Raw genomic sequence first — 18,306 nt, 5'->3', positions numbered from 1 at the left:
TTAGTCATTAGTCATTAGTCATTAGTCATTAGTCATTAGTCATTAGTCATTAGTCATTAGTCATTAGTCATTAGTTATTAGTCATTAGTTATTAGTCATTAGTTATTAGTCATTAGTCATTAGTCATTAGTTATTAGTCATTAGTCATTAGTTATTAGTCATTGGTTCTTAGTCACTGGAGATCGATTATCTATCCTGAGTTGTTAGTTATAGCAGAAGAAAGTTCGGTAACGAATTGGGAAGCGATTTAACGGATAGAAGGAATAAGCAATAAGAGCAATGGTTTCAGCAATTAAGAACGTCTTGGCGGTTCCTATATTCTAACTGTTGTCACTGCTCGTGAGGTACAGCCCGATCGCTGCCCATTACCAATTACCGATGACCTAAGTCATAACTAATGACTGATGACTAATGACTCATAACTGATGACTAATTAGAACTTTTGGCCGACAAAAACCGATCGCACATCTCCTCCCTTGCGAATCACTGCTTCTTGATTTTTGATTTCTGCCAGCGTCCAACCGCTAGCGCCGATGCTTTCGCCGACATAAATTCTGCGGGCTACGCCGTCTACTTCAAACAAAGCAGCCGATCGATCGCCCAACTCCAAAATCCCTACCAACGTGTGCGCGGAAGTTGGGGCGCTGCTGACGGCTGGTGCCGATTGCTCCGGCGCGGGCGCGGATTGCTGGGCTGGGGGCGCTGGTGCCGGTTCGGTTTCGCGAGCCAAAATCTTTGGCTGGGGAGACTCCGAGGAAGGGGAAGCAGCGAGGGGATCTCGATTGCCCGCAGCGGCGATCGCACGACCGGAGGCTGGAGCCGCCGGCGAGGGCGAAACTGCGCTGGTTTGAGGAGCAGCCGGAGCAGCAGCTACCGGAGCAGCCGGAGCCACAGTCACCTGAGCGGGGGGAGGGATGACTACCACTTGGGGTGCTGGTGCTCCCGGCTGAGCGGCAGCTTGTTCGAGGGCATTAGCAATGCGGTTGACTGCTGTGGAAAGACCTGCCGTTGCCGGGGGCGCGCCGGAAATTGGAATGCTCGGCAGCGTCCCTGGGGTGGGGGCTCCGGGAACTCCTGCAAGTTGGGGGTTAGCTGGGGGTGCTTTTTTTTGTTCGATCGCTTCTAGCGAGCGCTGCACGTATTCCACAAACGGGGTATCTGGTGCTGTTTTGCCACTTGCTGCGGGTGTCTCTGGTGCGGGGGCGGCGGGCAAGCGCACGAGTCCCGATCTGCTTGCGAGCCATAACCCCATGACTAGCAGCAGCGACCCAAATGCTGCTCCCAGCAGCATTCTGTCGAATGATTGTTTGGACTGCTGTTTTTTGGCTGTTTCTAGGGCGACTTGGCGGGCGATCGCTTCTACGTCTTTTTCGTCCCGCTGCGGCTGGGGGGGTGCCAACTGCGACAAAACTATTTGAGGTACTGAGATCGACTTGAGCGCCACGAATTCTGGCTGCACGGGCTCGGATGGCAGTCCGCCGCTACCGTCGAATGCTCGATCAACTCCTTCAAACAGTTCGTCCATCAACTGATCGGCGTAGGACTCTACTGCCACTGCTTCGGCTGGCACTGTTTCCACCGTCGCCCTCACGGCGATCGGCTCTGACGCTGATTCCAAAGACATCTGTTTGGCGATTACTTTTTGAGGCATAGTTTTCTGTTTGCTCCCGCTCCTCGACAACCCTGAGATTCTCAACTTCAGACTTCTACAGGATAGTTGTGATGTTGACCAATTCTTGGTTAAGAACAGGTCAATTGTATCTCACCCATCACCATATTTTTAGTCCTCGACCAACTTAACTTTGCCCGATCGACTTTTGTTTTACCTGTTTTGTGCCTTTTCGCCCCTGTTTTCTGCTGCCAGTCTTATTTGCTTACCTTGACTTTTACTGCACATTCTACTGCTTTTGTCAACCCCACCCTCCGGGCTTCGCAGTTTTGGACACACAGCTTTACTTGAGGCGATCGCAAAAAGAGCGGGTTTATTTTTAGCAGGAGCTAAACACAACACTCGGACAACCCAAATTAACCCACCCGTTCCGCCAATTCCAACCAGCGCTCAGTCGCCTTATCGATCTCCTGCGTCAACTGAGCCAAACGATCCGATAACTTCTTCATCTCTGCAAACTCGCTCGGAGCATTGTGAGACAAAATCTTCTCAATGTCTTCTTTTTCAGCTTCCATTTTCGGGATTTGACTTTCTAATTGTTCGTATTCCCGCTTCTCATTGAAGGAAAATTTGGTAGTTTTTTGAGTGGGATTTGTGGGTTTTGAATTGTTAGATTCAACAGTGCGCGTAACTTTTTCTTTTTCTTTTTGCCCTTTAATTTCCTTGGCTTCTTCCGCTTTTTTGTAATCTAAATACACCGAATAATTACCGGGATACAAGCGCAAATTGCCCCCAGGCTCCAAGGCGAAAACCATGTCGATCGTGCGATCGAGAAAATAGCGATCGTGGGACACCACAATCACACAGCCGTTAAAATCTTCGAGATAATCCTCCAAAACCGCCAAAGTCTGCACGTCCAGGTCGTTTGTCGGTTCGTCCAAAATCAGCAGGTTTGGCGCACTCATCAGCACTTTTAACAGAAATAACCGGCGCTTTTCCCCGCCCGAAAGTTTGTTAATCGGTGCATACTGTTGGTTCGGTGGAAACAGAAACTTTTCCAACATTTGAGAAGCGGTAATGATTTCCCCATCCGCCGTTTGCACCAACTCCGCCACACTTTTCAAGTATTCAATAACTCGCTGGTCTTCGTTCGGCGTCAAATCCTCTGAATGCTGGTCAAAATAACCGATATGAATGGTTGTGCCAATTTCGACTGTACCCGAATCCGGCTGAATGCGTCCGGTGATGATATCCATCAGCGTCGATTTTCCCGCACCGTTGCAGCCAATAATTCCTATCCGGTCTTCGGGAGTGAAATTGTAGGTAAAATCTTTAATTAAAGTGCGATCGCCGTAAGCTTTACAGATATTCAGTAACTCAATCACCTTCTTACCAATCCGGCGGCCCGCTGTGGCAATTTCGACTTTGCCGTTGGCTGTTTTGAACTCCTGGGCTCGCATATCTTTAATGCGATCGATCCGAGCTTTTTGCTTGGTACTCCGCGCTTTCGGCCCGCGTTTGAGCCATTCCAATTCGCGCCGCAATACACCCGCGTGTTTGCGAACACTGCTGGCGGCCGATTCTTCAGCTAGGGCTTTTTTCTCCAAGTAATAAGCGTAATTGCCAGCATAATTGTAAAGGTCGCCGCGATCGATCTCCAGGATGCGATTGGTAACGCGATCGAGAAAATAGCGATCGTGCGTAATCAGCAGCAAAGCACCGCGATAGCCGTTCAAATAGTTCTGCAACCACTCCACAGACAGCGCATCCAAGTGGTTTGTCGGTTCATCCATCAGCAACACATCGGGCTCGGACAACAAGGCTGTTGCTAAGGCAATTCGCTTGCGGTAGCCGCCGGACAAATCGGCAATTTTCGCATCAAAATCCTCAATCCCCAACTTGGTCAAAATCAATTTTGCCTTGGTTTCCAAATCCCACGCATCCACCTCATCAATGCGTTCAGACACTGCAGACAGACGCGCCATCAACTTGTCTGTATCGCCTTTGCCGTGGGACAATTGAGCGGAAATTTCCTCGTATTCTCGCACTAAAGCCATTTGTTCGCCACTGTCGGCAAATACTTGCTCTAAGACAGTGTGATTTTCGTCTAAATCCGGCTGTTGGGGGAGATAGACAATTGTAGACCCTGGATTGACCCAGCGATCGCCAGAGTCGATCGACTCCATACCCGCAATCATTTTCAGCAGGGTTGATTTGCCGGAACCGTTGGTGCCGATGAGTCCGACTTTATCGCCTTCATCGAGGCTGAAGCTGGCATCTGTCAAGAGTTCCTTGATGCCGAAGTCTTTTTTGATCGATCGCAGAGTAAAAATAGTCATGAGTATAGAAAGTCATTTACCTGACTTAGTTTAACGCAAGTTCGATCGAGTCCGGCTGCGTCGGTATGGTCTGTAGTTCCGATCAAACTTTTTCAAGACAAGGGCGAACTCGATTTTTATGACTATGTAAATTTCGATCGATGTTCCGAATAATCGCTTATTAAAACAGTGACTTCTCCACTTTAAGAGGATAAGTGATCCAGATCTAGCTGATCACTCTCCACATACTCCTTTGCTGTCATGTCTTCCAAAGCTACTACCGAACCCTCCACATTTTGGAATCGTCCAGATTCAGGGATTAATTTCAACCACTGTTTTAGAAACTGATCCCATCCTATTCCCTTAAACTGATTCTGTTCCTCGTCCCGGATAAACCAAAATATTAATCGGATTTCACAGCTATTCCATGAAGGTTCTGCGCGCACTCTAATCTCACGTAAAGCGCGAAGAGCTTCTCCTTCAGGGGAGGATTTATTATGCTTATCGCGTAGCCGATTTTGGAGATTTTCAGCAAAGTCAGTGAAGTCGTCAGGGAAAGCAAATCGAGCACGCTTTCGTTTCAGTGCTTGCCCAAGTTGCCTAATCTCCTCATCGTTAAGACATCCTGGTTTGCGTTCCCATTCTGCCACAACAGCCTTTTCTACTGTCATTACACGATCGAGATCAGCGACAAGATTAAGTTCTGCAATTCCAGGAATATAAGCATATTGAGGCTGTCTACTTCGTTGAATGTCATGCAACTTTATTCCATCGACCTCCACAAGAGGTACGACTTCAACAAATGGACGCTTGTCACAAGTGCGAACAATATCGCAGGTTTGTGTAACTACGGCAAAACCCTTGACCTCAGATTCTGCAAGATCAGTTTCTGCTTGTGCAACATCAGCAGAGTCAGATGTCAAAGGGCGTTGAGGATTAAAGCGATAAACAAACCAATGTTCTCCAAGCACACAATCACCCTGACACCACTCTTTTAGAGCAGTGTCTACCGTCTGAATCCAAACATCACGATGATCATTGACCACTATTATTCTTTCGGCTCCTTGCTACTCTAGCAGGTCTTGATCGTCCACCTTCCCGATGGATAGGCTCTTGGAGAGCGTCAACCAGATCCGCTGGATTCTGAGGCCTACGTGCCACAAGCGCATCTTCAGACAAAGAACCTAATTTTGGCTTTTGAGGCGCATTACCAAAGCCAACAATCTTCTTGAATTCCTCGTATTTACCTGCGACGAGTAGGTCAAAAAATTGATTGCCATTACTGCCTTTCAGTAACAGACTGCGATTGAGATTTGCACTTCCTCTATCGATGTATTTAATAGCCTCTAACAGTTGATTAAGCTGTTCTTCATTAAAGCTAGACAATGGTTGCCCACTTGCCCAATAATGAAGGCTTCTGCGTGAAACATTGAATAATTTAGCAAGCTGATCCCAGGTTAACCCGCTTAATCTTCTCAATTCGCTAATAGATTTCTGCGTTGCTTCTGGAGAGCTAGTCGCTCGCAAAGTAATCCCACTGGTCGTCCTGTCTACAGCAGCTAACAACCCTCGATGGTCACTTACTCTAGAAGCAGTTGTCCCCGAACTAACTAGGGAAATTATAGAACCCATAAATGAATGAGTATCTGAATCTTTCATAGCTCCCAGGGCAGAGGTACTCCGCTCATTAGGGTTTCTACTCAACCGAGTGCTCATAATTCACCTCCAAAACGCCGCAAAAAGTCATCTTTTACTGCCCACCGGAAGAAAGTATAAATCCTTTCAGCAAAACACCGTCCTTCACTCATCAACTCTTCAATACTGAATTCTCGATTTTTTGAAAGGGACATATCTAGATCGAGTATCCAGCTAGATTCAGCCACAGGTTCAATTGCATCTGGATCGAAAGTTGCACCAGGAGGCATAAGTCCCCATCTTGCAATAATTTGCTCACCTCCATTTGGAATTACAAACAAATATTCATTAACGGTTTGATGAATATATTCTCTAAATTCAGCAGCCATAAGTCCCGCCATCTCAGGTTTTACCAGTGATGATATGTCTTGCAAATCTTCACCAATAAGCCGATCGATATATCGCAATCCAAATCTTTCAATAATTTGGGGTTTAAAACTTTTATCAAATGCGATGAGCAAATGTTCTAAACGTTCCAAAAAATCACGACGGCTGGAGTAAGCTGTTGTCTCAAGCGCCATAAAATTAGGTGCTAAAGATACGCGCCAGCTATGTGCTGTATCTATGAACCGCCAGGTTACCTGAACAGTCGGTTGTACACCACCTGGAGGTCCAAAGACTAAAATTTGAGTTTGTTCGGGTTGTAGGATAGGATATTTTTCTCTAATTGCCTCTTGAAATGAACCCACAAAATCTTTCTTCTCGATCGAGAGAATAGGTGGAAAGCGCACCTGTGCAATCACTCGAATCAGAGGGGCATCCTTCAACGGTACCTCTTCAGGTGGCTGTGCGGTGAGTGGATTGTCATTAACCACTTTCTACATCCTTTTTGGAGCTTTCAGAGAAATTAAGCATAGCTAGAGTCTAGAGATGGGACTATCGTTCCCTATAACTATGATATAACAACATTGTGAAGTAAAGTGTGAAGTAAAAAAAATTCCCGTAAAACACTTAGAAATAGAGATAAAATCGACTAGACCTTTATACTGCGTAATGTTTGCTCAAACCGATCGCCCTGCCAATTGACGAAATAACCAAATTCTGCCAACAGTGGCAAATCATCGAACTCTCCCTCTTTGGTTAGATACTTCGTGACGACTTTCATGCAGACAGCGACATCGATATCCTAGTTGCTTTTGCCCCCACAGCCAACGGGGGTCTACTCGATCGCGCCCAAATGCAGGAAGAACTCGAAGCAATCCTCAGCAGACGAGTCGATCTAATCAGTAAACGGGCGATTGATCGCACTTCCAACCCCATTCGCCGTCAAGAAATTCTCTCTACTGCTCAAACTATTTATGTCAAATAACCGCGATCGCGCTTCCTTAATCGATCGCTCTTTTTATTCTAACAACTGCTTCTCCCGTTTTACCCGTTGCGCGATCGGGTATTGATAAGAATTCGTGCCGATCGACTGCTTAAACAGATCAGCGAAAAGTCCGTTAAGGTTATCTGTTTTCAGCCGAGATTAGGCAAGCAAAATCGTTGGCTTTGTTGGTAAGTCCCAGCGATCGCCGATCGGTATAACACATCACTGCAACCGACCTTATGCTAAGTTATTTTTGGAATTAGGAGCGATCGACCGCGCCAGCAAAAAAGGAGGATGTACAAAAATGGGTAAAGGCAGGTTAGAAGCATTCAGCGATGGTGTAATAGCCATTCTCATCACCATTATGGTGCTGGAATTGAAAGTGCCCCATGAAGCTGATTTAGCTGCGCTGCGTCCGCTAATCCCAGTATTTCTGAGCTATGTACTCAGTTTTATTTATCTTGGTATCTACTGGAACAACCACCATCACTTGTTACAAGCGGCTCGGCACGTCAATGGTAATGTGTTGTGGGCTAATTTGCATCTGCTGTTCTGGTTGTCACTGATTCCCTTTGTCACTGCCTGGACAGGCGAGAATCACTTCGCTGCGTGGCCAGTTGCGCTTTATGGCACAGTGCTGTTGTTGGCTGCGATCGCTTATTTCATTCTTACTCGTGTCCTTATTTCTTACCACGGTAAAGATTCCACTCTGGCAATTGCACTTGGGCGAGACTTTAAGGGGAAGGTATCAGTGGTGATTTATGCCGTAGCAATCCTGCTTTCCTTTGTGAACTCATGGTTTGCTTTCATGCTGTATGTTTTAGTTGCAATCATGTGGCTGATCCCCGATCGGCGTATTGAGAAAACTCTGAATTCGTGAAGAATATTCCGCGAAAAGCCATCGCCAGCCAGCTAACACTTCGCTTTAGGAATTAACAAATGACAATTCATCAAAACGGACTTTTTATTGAACCCGGTCAAGGTCGTTCTTACTACTTTGGTCAAGACCTCTATACCTTCAAGGCCGTTGGTGAAGAGACAGGGGAAGCCTATGCGCTTTGTGAGGTAATTGTTGCACCTGGTGGCGGTACGCCAACCCATCGCCACAACCGAGAAAATGAATCATTTTATGTTCAAGACGGAGAGATTGAATTCCAGCTTGACGATCGTACTTTCGTTGTGACGGCTGGAACCTTTCTTTATTCACCGAAAGGTCAGCTTCACCGATTTACGAATACCACCGCTACACCCGCTAAAATGCTGGTTTGGGTCACTCCTGCTGGCTTTGAGAAATTTATTGCCGAAGTTGGAAAGGCCGTCAATGGTGAGATTACCCTTGGAGCATCCTTGAGCCCTGAAGACCTTGACAAAATTCTTACTACTGCTCCCAAGTACGGTATCGAGATCGTACCTCCACCCTCTGAGGAGTGTGCCTAGATAGCAATCACTCTTGAAGTCATGGTAGAAATATTGGGACTAAAAATATTTTAAAGCAGTTTGTACGATTCTGAATTGTCTATTAATTCACTTTGTTCACCAGGATAAAAGCGATCGTCCCAAATCTCGGTCAAGTCGTAAAGACAACTGATATCGTTTCCGGTTGCATCGGTATTTTTCAGATGTCCAAACTGTCATTTGTCCCAAAATCATAATTTTAGTCAACACTCAAAAATCATGAGGAGTGCAATCCGAATTGATATTACTTGACTTATATCTAGAGACGGGTTGTTTCAACAAACGCTTCTCTATCTTTAGGAAGAGATAAACGCGCCCTGAACTAACGCCACCAAAATAAGGTTTTGAGTAAGAAAGCAGGGGGGGAAAGTACGAATACACATTGTAGGGTTTCCTTGCCTGTCATTCCCAAGTGCGATCGCCGAAGATAAGAGTATAGAAATTAAACGGTTGGTTTTCACCCGCCCTTACACAAAATGAACTCACAACTAGAACAACAAGTAACAATTCTACAAGACGAAACAGCAGCGGCCGGGAATTCAGCCAACCCAACAGTTGAAACTCATGTATTCGCCTCAGAATTTGCAACAGAGGAAAAAGTCAGAGTGGAAGAATTTAAGATTAGCGGCGACAGCCTAATTGGTAAAGTCAAAGAACTAATTCAGCAAGGAAAACTCCGCCGCCTCGTCATCAAAAACTCGCAAGGGCGGACTTTGGCAGACATTCCGCTGATGGCGGGATTGGTAGGCGGCGTTGCCGGCTCAGTAGTCTTTCCAATTGCTGCTGTACTTGCTACAGTTGGGGCAGTTGCAGCTCATTTGACTGTAGCCATCGAGCGCAAAGAATAGTCATTAGTAATTAAAAATCTTCTCTTCAAGTCCGCGAAGGCGGACTTTGTTTGTTTAGTAGCGATTTCAATCGCCGAATTGTCTGATCAACGTAACTTCTCCGGTACACTCGCCGCAGGTTGGTCTAAATAATTGTAAACAATCCGCGAAATTCGACGGACAAAATCTCTCACAATCGGGTCATTGTAAGGACGTTTGACAAAGATTGCCGCTAAATAACGCTTCCCATTCGGCATATCAATAATTCCAGCATCGCCAACTACAAAGCCGATATCTCCGGTTTTGTCAGCAATCACGGCTCCCGCCCCTAAACCCGAAGGCAAAAGCGTTCTAGTTGTTGTGTGCCGCAGTAATTCTAACGCTTGTTCCCGGCTCGATTCAGAAACTAATTTATCGCGAGACAGCATCGCCAGCAACTTTACCATATCCACAGAACTTGTGGTATTTGTTCCTTGAAAATCGCCGAGCCAATTGCGAATTCTGGTATCAGTTAATCCCCAACTGCGAAAACGCTCATTGAGTTTAGCAATTCCCCCCAAACGTTCAATAATCATATTGGTGGCTGTATTGTCGCTGATGGTAATCATTTTATCTACGGTTTCTTTGATGCTAAACCGAGTTCCATCAGGTTCGTCTTGCATAGTTCCAGAACCGCTGGCTACTAAGTCGGACTTCATAACTAATGTTTCGTCGAGGCTAACTTTGCCTGCGTCTACATCTTGATAAAAAGCAATCAGAATTGGTAATTTGATGGTACTCGCGGCCGGAAATACTCGATCGCCCTTGATATCCAAATAGTTTCCTGTATCTAAATCCAGAAAAAACATTCCGGCGCTGAGGGATCTATACTGTTCGATCGCACTTTCGATTTGAGGCTTGATGGCTGTCATTTCCGAGCCTGTTGACATCCCCAAATCAGTGGAATAGTTTCTCTGATTTTCCGGCGAAACAGTGGGCGTAACTTGACCTGCTGCTTGTTCTATGCGGGTAATAGCTGTTGGGCTCAAAGACTCGTTGCCCGCTATTTGCTCTGGATTAGGCAACTGAAATGACCAGCGCGTGGCAGATTCTCTAATGACTCGGACTTTTTGCGGGTCTAACTTATAACCGGGAGTTAATTGTATCACTAACCTGGTAGTTCCGGTATCAAACTGCCCGACTCTAATTTGTTGAATAGCTGAGTTGTAGCTTTGAGGACTTTCGGGATACTCCAAGACTATTCCCGGTAAGTCAATTACTAAGCGGGTGGGATTGGCGATTAGTTTGACTTCCGGCTGAACTCCTGAATCTGTGGTTAAATTGAGTTGGTTCTCGCGGGGATCGAAGTGCCAAGATGTTAGTGTATCAGCTTTTGCGGGCAGGGCGATCGAGAAAAGACTAAGGGCGGCCGGCAACAGCCATCGAAGTTTTAGAGTCATGTTTGAAGAGAAAGAGTTTAACGGGTGCAACGAGAAAGCGGCTGGAAAAACGTTATCAACCGCTTTCGAGACGAAGCACCTAGAATCATACAGTCAACTCTTGCCCGCAGCCGTATTTTTTTTATTCTCTTTGAGAGTATTTTGTTTCCGGGACTGATCTCAAATCCGCTTCTATTACCCCTTTTTCTTCCAGTCTCGCCCAGGCGGACGAAAGTGTGTACAGTCGTTGACTCTCTTGGCAGAATTCTTGTTTTGTCTGCACAAATTTTATTCACCTGAGATGAATTCAAGTTAGGCGACTTCCCGATTTCTAGCATCTTCGAGGGAGTCGATCGCGGCTTTGAGAAACACTTTTCCTTTAGCAACAAATCGGCGATCGCTCAAAGGATCGTAAGCTTCCCAATTACCGCTAACTTCGCGATCGCGCCACAAAAACCAGCAGCGGTAGATTTCCCCGCTATCTATATCATCGCACAAAGCCAGCCAATCATCCCCCGTGAGAGCGCTGGCATCTAATGCTACCAATTCCACCCACGCAAGTGCAGTGCAGGCATCGATAGCCTCAGCATCAACCGAGTCAGATTTGGTAGCTATAGGTTGTGGCGAACACAGTGTAGACTTCATAATTTCTCCTTAATTAAATGAATGAATTTGCTTATTTATGGAACTGACCCGGTACGCCAAGTGGAAAAACTGTCTTTTGATAAATTTCTGGTTGGTCAAATTTACCAGCGGCTGATGCTTCTGTTAAATTATTAAGTGTATTAATTGTGAAAATGGCGGCGGTTCCCAAAGCGGCCATTGCCAGTCTGTGTAAGATTTTGCTCATTTGGCTGCTCCTTTTTTGCTTGGTGTATCTACTCTAAAAAGTTAAGTGGTGAGTAGCGGCGGAGATTGGGGAGTTAAGAAAAACTTTTTCTCCTCAAATATATTCAACTGTTGAAGCCGTTATCAGGACAGAGTTTGAGGAGTCGATCGCCCAAAAAATCTCTCCAAGTAAAATTCCTTAAATTCCGGCTGGCTGATTATCTTCCTTAAAATCGCCCAAAATAGGAACTTAAGGCGTTAAAATTTCTAGATTCGTTCCCCTTTCAGTGCAAGCGAAGTGCTCAAGTCAAAACGCGATCGTGGTCGCATTCTCACTGCCTCTGGCTTAAAGAAACTTAACGAGGCGCTCCAAGAATGGTCTGACCAAAATAACATTAGAGGTACTCTGACGGAAATCGAGGCTGAATCTGGCGTCGGTGCCGATACAGTCAGCAAAATTAAGCAGGGTAGAGAAGGTGCGGATTTGAGTAAAATTCGACAGTTGTTCGCGGCTTTTGAAATGACTCTGGCTGCTAGCGACCATCGATCGGCTAAACTTGAGGAACCGACAAGTTTAGACGAGCTGGACAATTCGCCGGCAGCGGAAGATACAGCCAGCAACAGAATTGTTAAAGTATTTGTCAGTTATCGCAGCGCCGAACCCGATCGCGAGTTAGGAAAACAGTTAGAAACGGCCTTAAGCGCGATCGGTCATACAGTTTTCACAGCAGAAAATAACATTAGATTAGGAGATAATTGGTTCGATCGCATTAATTTCTTTCTCCAAGAATGCGATTATTTGTTGTTGCTGCTGCCGCCAACGGGAAACCAAAGCGAACTACTAACATATCAAGTTCAGCAAGCAAAAGAGCTGCAAGACTCTCGCCCTGACAGAAAACCAATAATTCTCCCCATCCGCGTCGGTTTTCCCCTGAACGCCCCTCTAAATCACGACTTGCGGGGCTATCTGTACCGGATCAAACAGAGGGAATGGAAAACCACCGCCGACACTCCAATTATTATCGAAGAAGTTCTGAACTTGCTAGCAGAAACTCCCGCACCAGTCACAGAAGAAACAGAAGATTTAACACAAAACCAGGTATTAGAAATTAGCAGCGACGAAATACCTCTACCCGCCGCCGAACCGGAATTACCGGGAGGACAAGTCGATGTCGCTTCTCAATTTTATGTAGAACGCCCGCCCATCGAAGAACGCTGCTATCAAACTATTGTGCAGCCCAGCGCCTTAATTAGAATTAAAGCACCGAGACAAATGGGCAAAACTTCCTTGATGGCAAGAATTTTGCATCACGGAGCCCGTCAAGGCTATTGCACCGTGCCGCTAACTTTTCAGTTAGTAGATAAAGCCGTATTCGCCAACTTAGATAAATTCTTAAAGTGGTTTTGCGCTTACGTCGGCCGCGAGTTGCACTTACCAAATCAATTAGACGATTATTGGGACGAGATTTTTGGCAGCAAAGTCAACTGCAAAGATTACTTTGAAAAATACATTTTGCCGCAAATCGACAGTCCTTTAATTTTAGGATTAGACGAGATCGATCGCGTTTTCCAATATCCCGACATTGCCGAAGACTTTTTAGGACTGCTGCGGGCGTGGCACGAAGAATCGAAGCGGCGGGATATCTGGAAGAAACTGCGATTAATTGTAGTTCACTCCACCGAAGTTTACATCCCGATGAACATCAATCAATCGCCTTTTAACGTCGGACTTCCCGTAGATTTGCCCGAATTCAACTCTCAGCAAATACAAGATTTAGCAGCGCGCCATAATTTGAATTGGTCGGATGCAGAAGTTGAGGAATTAATGACAATTGTCGGCGGTCATCCGTATTTAGTGCGAGTTGCATTATATCACATTTCGCGATCGGATTTGACACTAGATGAATTAAAAGAAACTGCGATCGCAGATGCGGGAATTTACAGCGACCATTTGCGCCGCCAATTGTGGAATTTGGAAGAATATCCTGAGTTAGCGCAGGGGATGAGAGAAATTGTGGTGGCGGATTCTCCGGTGCAATTAAAGGCAATGCAGGCGTTTAAATTAGATAGTTTGGGCTTGGTGAGATTGCAGGGGAACGAGTGCGTTCCGAGGTGCGAACTGTACCGACAATATTTTCGATCGCACTTGAGCGCGATCGTGTAAAATTTGGTCAATAACTGCGGTAAGTAATAATCAGGTGAATGATACCCATGAACGATATTTTTTTGATAACATCCGATAATTGGCTAGATTGGATAGCCGTGTTTGGTTATCTAGCCTTTACAGCTTTCATTGCATGGCGCGTGTTCACCACAAAGTAGATATATCATGAAATTACCTTCTTCTTCTTCTTTCTTGCTTCGCGTCCTACCCTTCGGGAACGGCTTCGCCGAACGCGCCTTCGCGGTTCGTTAAATAAACGATAAAATAATACAATAATCAACTCGCCCATACAGTTATGCCGCCCGTCGAAAGTGTTGCAGCAATTCCGAACGATCTGATTTTACGCTTGAGCATCGAGCAGTATCATGCGATAATTCAAGCTGGCATTCTCACGGATGATGACTCTGTAGAATTGCTGGAAGGTTGGCTGGTTTTCAAAATGCCCAAAAATCCACCGCATCGAGTCACAACTCGTCTTGTCAGAACAGCTTTAGAGAATATTTTACCTGCGGGGTGGTATGTTGATTCCCAAGAACCGATAACGCTCTCCAACAGCGAACCCGAACCTGATATAGTGGTTGTTCGAGGGGATACGCGACAGTATCTCGATCGCCATCCTGGTGCTGAAGATATTGCGCTGATTATTGAAGTATCAGATACGACGCTTCAGCGCGATCGCACTGTTAAAAAACAGATTTATGCCCGCGCTGGAATTTCCATTTATTGGATTGTGAATCTTGTGGAAGAACAGGTTGAGGTGTACTCTCAACCTCTTGTGGAAGTTGAGCAGCCAGATTACAGTCAAAGGTTGGATTTCGGGCGCTCGGCTGTTATACCGATTATTATTGAAGGGATAGAAATTGGGGCGATCGCTGTAGATGCTCTTTTGCCTTGATTTTGATTGAAAGCTATTTTTTATTGGTTAATTGCTCTCTCAACTTTCGCAAAATTGGAATTTGTTCCAACTGTTCCGGCCGTATACTATCCCAGTTTAACCCAATTGGACGCGGATAACTTGTATTAGTTTCAATTACCTCCTGGGCAGTAACAATCCAATTTAGCGCCCAATCGTGAGCTTGCATTGGTAAACGCGAATCTGCGACTATTTGCAAAGGATGCACTGTTGTGACAATTGGCGTATCGATTTGTACTAACCCGAATTCTGTCAACATAGCCAATTCCAAATCCGCAAATCCTGCACCTTTCCCGGTTCTTCCACCGTTGGGACCCGCGGCTACGCAGCCGACTATTACTAAATCAATCGGCTCCATTTCTGCAAAACTTACCAATTTTCCGCAATCGAGAGCTTTGCGGGCGATCGCACTTTCGGCAATTGATATATTTTGTCTCTGCAAATCCTCAGCAGTTAACTCTACAAAACAGCGATCGTCTGTCAATCGCGGTACTGCCATATACAGGCGTTTTCCATCTTGCAAAGCTCGCATCCGCACCGGAATTTGCGCCGAATCTGGATTGCACTTAATCGTTTTTGCTTGTTGCCATATTGGTAAATTTGCCAATCTTTCGGCCGCAAAATCAGCACCGACAAAGTTGGGAATATGACCAAACGGATCGCCAATAGATGTGGCTTGCTGCTTGAGCAAAGACCAAACTTCAGCTCTTAACTGTTCTTTGTCTTGGTGATATCCAGTCCAATCAGTTTTCATGCTGTATTGTGCTACAATTTATCATACAGAAATATGCTTTAATACTGCCTCAATTCTTCAGTCCGCGAAGGCGGACTTTGTTTGTGTAGTAGCGGTTTTAACCGCCGAATAACTTATATGGATTTTACTACAAAACCCAGTTACTATCAAGTCGGTGGCAGTCTCACCAATAACGCTCCCAATTATGTGAAGCGGCAAGCCGACGACGATTTATATAACGGATTGAAAGCCGGAGAATTTTGCTATGTTTTGAATTCCCGGCAAATGGGCAAATCTAGCTTGCAGGTGCGGACAATTCAACGGCTGAGAAATGAAGGAATTGCTTGTGCTGCGATCGACATTTCGGAAATTGGCAACCGCGGCGTCACTCCCGAACAGTGGTATGCTGGTTTGCTACGCATTCTCGAAAATAACTTTAACCTGTCGGATATTGTCAACGTGCGGACTTGGTGGCGCGATCGCAATTTTTTAACTCCGGTTCAAAGGTTGAGCGAATTCATCGAAACCGTACTTTTACCCAACATTACCAGCAATATTGTCATTTTTATTGACGAAATCGACAGCATTCTCGCCCTAGATTTTCCCGCCGACGATTTTTTAGCCTTAATTCGATCGTGCTACAACAAGCGCGCCAACCATTCAGAGTTCGATCGCCTAACTTGGGCCCTTTTAGGTGTAGCATCCCCGACGGATTTGTGCCGCGAGCAAAATGCCAGCAGCAATACCCCTTTTAATATTGGCAAGGCGATCGAATTAACTGGTTTTGACGAAACAGAAGCTCAACCGCTAGCAGCGGGGTTGGCAGAGCTTACAGACAGCCCTAATCAAGTTTTGAGAGAGGTTTTGTATTGGACGGGCGGGCAGCCTTTTTTGACTCAAAAGCTGTGCAAACTATTGTTGGAAAACCCACAATTAATCCCGAATTTACCCCCCCCAACCCCCCCTGGCCAAGAGGGGGAGGAAGATGCAGCCCCTGCTTGGGAAGGGGAGGAGAAAGATAACATTCACCCTTCTAAAGAGTGGGTGGAGAAAGTAGTGCGCTTGAAAATAGTGGAGAATTGGGAATCTCAGGATGTCCCAGAACATTTGTCCACAATTCGCGATCGGCTTTTCAAAGAAAACCAGCGCATTGTCAGGAGACTGGGATTGTATCAGCAAATTTTAGAACAAACTGAAATTGTCCCCGATGGTAGTGCCGAACAAATGGAGTTGCGATTAAGCGGATTAATCGTTAAGCGCCGGGAGAAATTAACAATTTCTAATCCTATTTATGAAGCTGTATTTAACAAAGAATTAATTGAAGAAAAATTAGAAAAACTCTCGCCTTACTCGGAAGCGATCAAACTCTGGCTAAATTCTAGCTGTGAAGATGATTCCCAACTCTTGCGAGGGGATGATTTGCAGTCAGCATTAGTTTGGGCGGCCGGAAAAAGTTTGAGAAACGAAGATTTTCAGTTTTTGACGGCTAGTCAAAAAGTCATTTTGAGCGACCAAAATCAACTGCTGCGTTCAGCTACACTCGAAACCAAAAAAGCTGTATGTGATGCCGAAAAAGCTTTGAGTGAAGCTGACTCTGCCAAACTAAAAGCCAAACAGTGGATCGGCATCGGTTCTGCGGTACTGGCAGCATCGTTACTGACGGCGATCGGCTTTTCAACTCTCGCTTACCAGCGGTTTAAACTAGCACAAGCAAGTATTGAAATCGAACAAAATGGCAGCGATGCTTTATTGTTGGCTGTTTCTCAAAAAACCGAAAACACCGAAGCTTTATCAGAAGCTTTACTGAGGGCGATAGCCTCGGGTAAAAAGTTAAAAACCTTGGTGAAAAACAAACTGCGCCTAGAACAATATCCGGCAACTATACCGCTGTTAGCCTTACAAGTAATTCTCGATCGAATTAGCGAAAAAGAGCAGATTAAAGCCTCATCACTTTCACAAAGAAAGATAAAGTGGCAAGCTCATACCGGTGCAGTTACCAGTGTCAACTTTAGCCCAAATCGCCCAATTTTAGTAACCGCAGGAGTAGACGATAGAGTTCGGATTTGGAACGTGTTCGGACAAAAACTTGTTGAATGGAAAGCTGGGCAGCAGTCAGTTAATATGGTAAACTTTAGCCCAAACGGTAATTTTTTAGCAACTGCAGGAAGGGACAGCACAGTTAAAATATGGAATTTATCAGGAAAAAATATTTCTACATTCAAAGGGATTCAAGGCTCAGTTACCAGCATCAGTTTTAGTCCCGACGGACAGTTGTTGGCGGCCGCAGGAATAGACAGCAATGCTGCAATTTGGAAATTAGTTTCAAAACTGCCAAAATCAATATCATCTAGCGTCGTGAAACTTCCCGGCCACAACGGCTTAGTGAGAAGCGTAAATTTTAGCCCAAACGGAGATTTTATAACGACTTTAGATGGCAAATCTACAGTGCGAATTTGGAATTTGTCGGGAAAACTGAAAAAAACACTTCCCCTTCAGGCAATTGGGCTCAGTTTCACTGCGGCTCCCCACCAGTATCGATTTGCGACAGTAACATTGAATGGTAAAGTTGGGCTGTGGAATCTGTCAGAAAAAGAATTAGTTAAGGAATTTCAAACATTGCATTTAGATGCGAAATCAATTAGCTTTAGTCCCGACGGAGAACGGCTTGCTACAGTGGGAATTGATAAGACTGTACGGCTGTGGAATTTAGCGGGGCGGCAGGTTGCTCAATTTGAGTTCGAGGAGAATGTTGTTAGTGTTAGTTGGAGTCGAGACGGAAAGCAAATTGCTGTAGCTGGAAGCAACGGCACTGTCTGGCTGAGGCAGGTTGAAGGGTTAGAAGAATTGCTGAAGCAAAGCTGCAATTTTTTCACCACTCAACCGAAGTATTTTACAAGAGTTTCAACTATCTGCAAATAGGGTGTACGCATCACTTTAGCAAGTAGGACACAGCATTGCCCATAGGTGTCAACTTCCAACTTCCAACTTCACGTTAAACCGACAGTCCGACAGGGGTTGAAACCCCTGCCTCAAAGCT

At 45.5% G+C, this 18,306-nt stretch carries 16 protein-coding genes; 7 read left to right on the top strand and 9 right to left on the bottom strand.

What is annotated here, in order from left to right; all coding sequences use genetic code 11:
• Nucleotides 1–433: 433 nt before the first annotated feature.
• From QUB37_RS24000 to QUB37_RS23980, 5 genes are all read right to left on the bottom strand, one after another.
• Nucleotides 434–1,651 carry a hypothetical protein gene (locus tag QUB37_RS24000; RefSeq protein ID WP_333166933.1) on the bottom strand — a complete coding sequence of 406 codons (1,218 nt, stop codon included), beginning with the start codon at nucleotides 1,649–1,651 and terminating at the stop codon, nucleotides 434–436.
• 374 nt (nucleotides 1,652–2,025) lie between these two features.
• On the bottom strand, nucleotides 2,026–3,948 hold the full coding sequence (locus tag QUB37_RS23995; RefSeq protein ID WP_333166931.1) for an ATP-binding cassette domain-containing protein: 1,923 nt from the start codon (nucleotides 3,946–3,948) through the stop codon (nucleotides 2,026–2,028).
• A 182-nt stretch (nucleotides 3,949–4,130) separates the two neighbouring features.
• Entirely contained in the window at nucleotides 4,131–4,973 is an 843-nt protein-coding gene (locus QUB37_RS23990; RefSeq protein WP_333166929.1) for a hypothetical protein, read from the bottom strand.
• Complete coding sequence (locus QUB37_RS23985) at nucleotides 4,963–5,586, bottom strand: hypothetical protein (RefSeq protein WP_333166927.1); 624 nt, start codon at nucleotides 5,584–5,586, stop codon at nucleotides 4,963–4,965. Before QUB37_RS23985 ends, QUB37_RS23990 begins: the two co-directional genes overlap by 11 nt.
• A gap of 53 nt (nucleotides 5,587–5,639) precedes the next feature.
• Entirely contained in the window at nucleotides 5,640–6,437 is a 798-nt protein-coding gene (locus QUB37_RS23980) for a TIGR04255 family protein (RefSeq protein WP_333166925.1), read from the bottom strand.
• Nucleotides 6,438–6,706: 269 nt separating this feature from the next.
• Here QUB37_RS23980 and QUB37_RS23975 point away from each other — a divergent pair, with 269 nt between their 5' ends.
• The 4 genes from QUB37_RS23975 to QUB37_RS23960 all read left to right on the top strand — a co-directional run bounded on the left by QUB37_RS23975 (nucleotide 6,707) and on the right by QUB37_RS23960 (nucleotide 9,234).
• The gene (locus QUB37_RS23975; RefSeq protein ID WP_333166937.1) at nucleotides 6,707–6,931 is read left to right on the top strand and encodes a nucleotidyltransferase domain-containing protein; all 225 of its coding nucleotides are present in this window, start codon (nucleotides 6,707–6,709) and stop codon (nucleotides 6,929–6,931) included.
• Nucleotides 6,932–7,184: 253 nt separating this feature from the next.
• Nucleotides 7,185–7,811, top strand: a complete 627-nt coding sequence (locus QUB37_RS23970; protein WP_333166922.1) for a TMEM175 family protein — start codon at nucleotides 7,185–7,187, stop codon at nucleotides 7,809–7,811.
• A 59-nt stretch (nucleotides 7,812–7,870) separates the two neighbouring features.
• A complete protein-coding gene (locus QUB37_RS23965; protein ID WP_333166920.1) occupies nucleotides 7,871–8,368 on the top strand; it encodes a cupin domain-containing protein in 498 nt (165 codons plus the stop codon).
• A gap of 494 nt (nucleotides 8,369–8,862) precedes the next feature.
• On the top strand, nucleotides 8,863–9,234 hold the full coding sequence (locus tag QUB37_RS23960; RefSeq protein ID WP_333166918.1) for a DUF4342 domain-containing protein: 372 nt from the start codon (nucleotides 8,863–8,865) through the stop codon (nucleotides 9,232–9,234).
• Between the two features lie 86 nt (nucleotides 9,235–9,320).
• On the opposite strand, the gene QUB37_RS23955 is transcribed toward QUB37_RS23960, so the two are convergent.
• The 3 genes from QUB37_RS23955 to QUB37_RS23945 form a co-directional block, all read right to left on the bottom strand.
• Complete coding sequence (locus QUB37_RS23955; RefSeq protein WP_333166916.1) at nucleotides 9,321–10,652, bottom strand: serine hydrolase; 1,332 nt, start codon at nucleotides 10,650–10,652, stop codon at nucleotides 9,321–9,323.
• Nucleotides 10,653–10,943: 291 nt separating this feature from the next.
• Complete coding sequence (locus tag QUB37_RS23950; protein WP_006633666.1) at nucleotides 10,944–11,276, bottom strand: hypothetical protein; 333 nt, start codon at nucleotides 11,274–11,276, stop codon at nucleotides 10,944–10,946.
• Nucleotides 11,277–11,307: 31 nt separating this feature from the next.
• Entirely contained in the window at nucleotides 11,308–11,481 is a 174-nt protein-coding gene (locus QUB37_RS23945; RefSeq protein WP_333166914.1) for a hypothetical protein, read from the bottom strand.
• Between the two features lie 276 nt (nucleotides 11,482–11,757).
• On the opposite strand from QUB37_RS23945, the gene QUB37_RS23940 reads away from it, so the two are divergent.
• Together QUB37_RS23940 and QUB37_RS23935 are read left to right on the top strand one after the other, a co-directional pair.
• The gene (locus tag QUB37_RS23940) at nucleotides 11,758–13,623 is read left to right on the top strand and encodes an AAA-like domain-containing protein (protein WP_333166912.1); all 1,866 of its coding nucleotides are present in this window, start codon (nucleotides 11,758–11,760) and stop codon (nucleotides 13,621–13,623) included.
• A 295-nt stretch (nucleotides 13,624–13,918) separates the two neighbouring features.
• Nucleotides 13,919–14,518: a Uma2 family endonuclease gene (locus QUB37_RS23935; RefSeq protein WP_333166910.1), complete on the top strand. Its 600-nt coding sequence runs from the start codon at nucleotides 13,919–13,921 to the stop codon at nucleotides 14,516–14,518.
• Nucleotides 14,519–14,531: 13 nt separating this feature from the next.
• On the opposite strand, the gene QUB37_RS23930 is transcribed toward QUB37_RS23935, so the two are convergent.
• Nucleotides 14,532–15,290 carry a 5-formyltetrahydrofolate cyclo-ligase gene (locus QUB37_RS23930; RefSeq protein WP_333166907.1) on the bottom strand — a complete coding sequence of 253 codons (759 nt, stop codon included), beginning with the start codon at nucleotides 15,288–15,290 and terminating at the stop codon, nucleotides 14,532–14,534.
• A gap of 117 nt (nucleotides 15,291–15,407) precedes the next feature.
• Here QUB37_RS23930 and QUB37_RS23925 point away from each other — a divergent pair, with 117 nt between their 5' ends.
• Nucleotides 15,408–18,188, top strand: a complete 2,781-nt coding sequence (locus QUB37_RS23925) for an AAA-like domain-containing protein (protein ID WP_333166905.1) — start codon at nucleotides 15,408–15,410, stop codon at nucleotides 18,186–18,188.
• Nucleotides 18,189–18,306 lie beyond the last annotated feature (118 nt).

It is taken from the genome of Microcoleus sp. AT3-A2, assembly GCF_036705685.1.
Lineage (GTDB): Bacteria > Cyanobacteriota > Cyanobacteriia > Cyanobacteriales > Microcoleaceae > Microcoleus.
The sequence above is the reverse complement of the archived record's forward strand: the minus strand, read 5'-3'. Positions and strand labels throughout refer to the sequence as shown.

What these genes read in the sequence shown, in the direction of transcription:
- QUB37_RS24000 (WP_333166933.1), bottom strand. Translation starts at nt 1,651, where the DNA reads ATGCCTCAAAAAGTAATCGCCAAACAGATGTCTTTGGAATCAGCGTCA.
- QUB37_RS23995 (WP_333166931.1), bottom strand. Translation starts at nt 3,948, where the DNA reads ATGACTATTTTTACTCTGCGATCGATCAAAAAAGACTTCGGCATCAAG.
- QUB37_RS23985 (WP_333166927.1), bottom strand. Translation starts at nt 5,586, where the DNA reads ATGAAAGATTCAGATACTCATTCATTTATGGGTTCTATAATTTCCCTA.
- QUB37_RS23965 (WP_333166920.1), top strand. Translation starts at nt 7,871, where the DNA reads ATGACAATTCATCAAAACGGACTTTTTATTGAACCCGGTCAAGGTCGT.
- QUB37_RS23960 (WP_333166918.1), top strand. Translation starts at nt 8,863, where the DNA reads ATGAACTCACAACTAGAACAACAAGTAACAATTCTACAAGACGAAACA.
- QUB37_RS23955 (WP_333166916.1), bottom strand. Translation starts at nt 10,652, where the DNA reads ATGACTCTAAAACTTCGATGGCTGTTGCCGGCCGCCCTTAGTCTTTTC.
- QUB37_RS23950 (WP_006633666.1), bottom strand. Translation starts at nt 11,276, where the DNA reads ATGAAGTCTACACTGTGTTCGCCACAACCTATAGCTACCAAATCTGAC.
- QUB37_RS23945 (WP_333166914.1), bottom strand. Translation starts at nt 11,481, where the DNA reads ATGAGCAAAATCTTACACAGACTGGCAATGGCCGCTTTGGGAACCGCC.
- QUB37_RS23935 (WP_333166910.1), top strand. Translation starts at nt 13,919, where the DNA reads ATGCCGCCCGTCGAAAGTGTTGCAGCAATTCCGAACGATCTGATTTTA.
- QUB37_RS23930 (WP_333166907.1), bottom strand. Translation starts at nt 15,290, where the DNA reads ATGAAAACTGATTGGACTGGATATCACCAAGACAAAGAACAGTTAAGA.
- QUB37_RS23925 (WP_333166905.1), top strand. Translation starts at nt 15,408, where the DNA reads ATGGATTTTACTACAAAACCCAGTTACTATCAAGTCGGTGGCAGTCTC.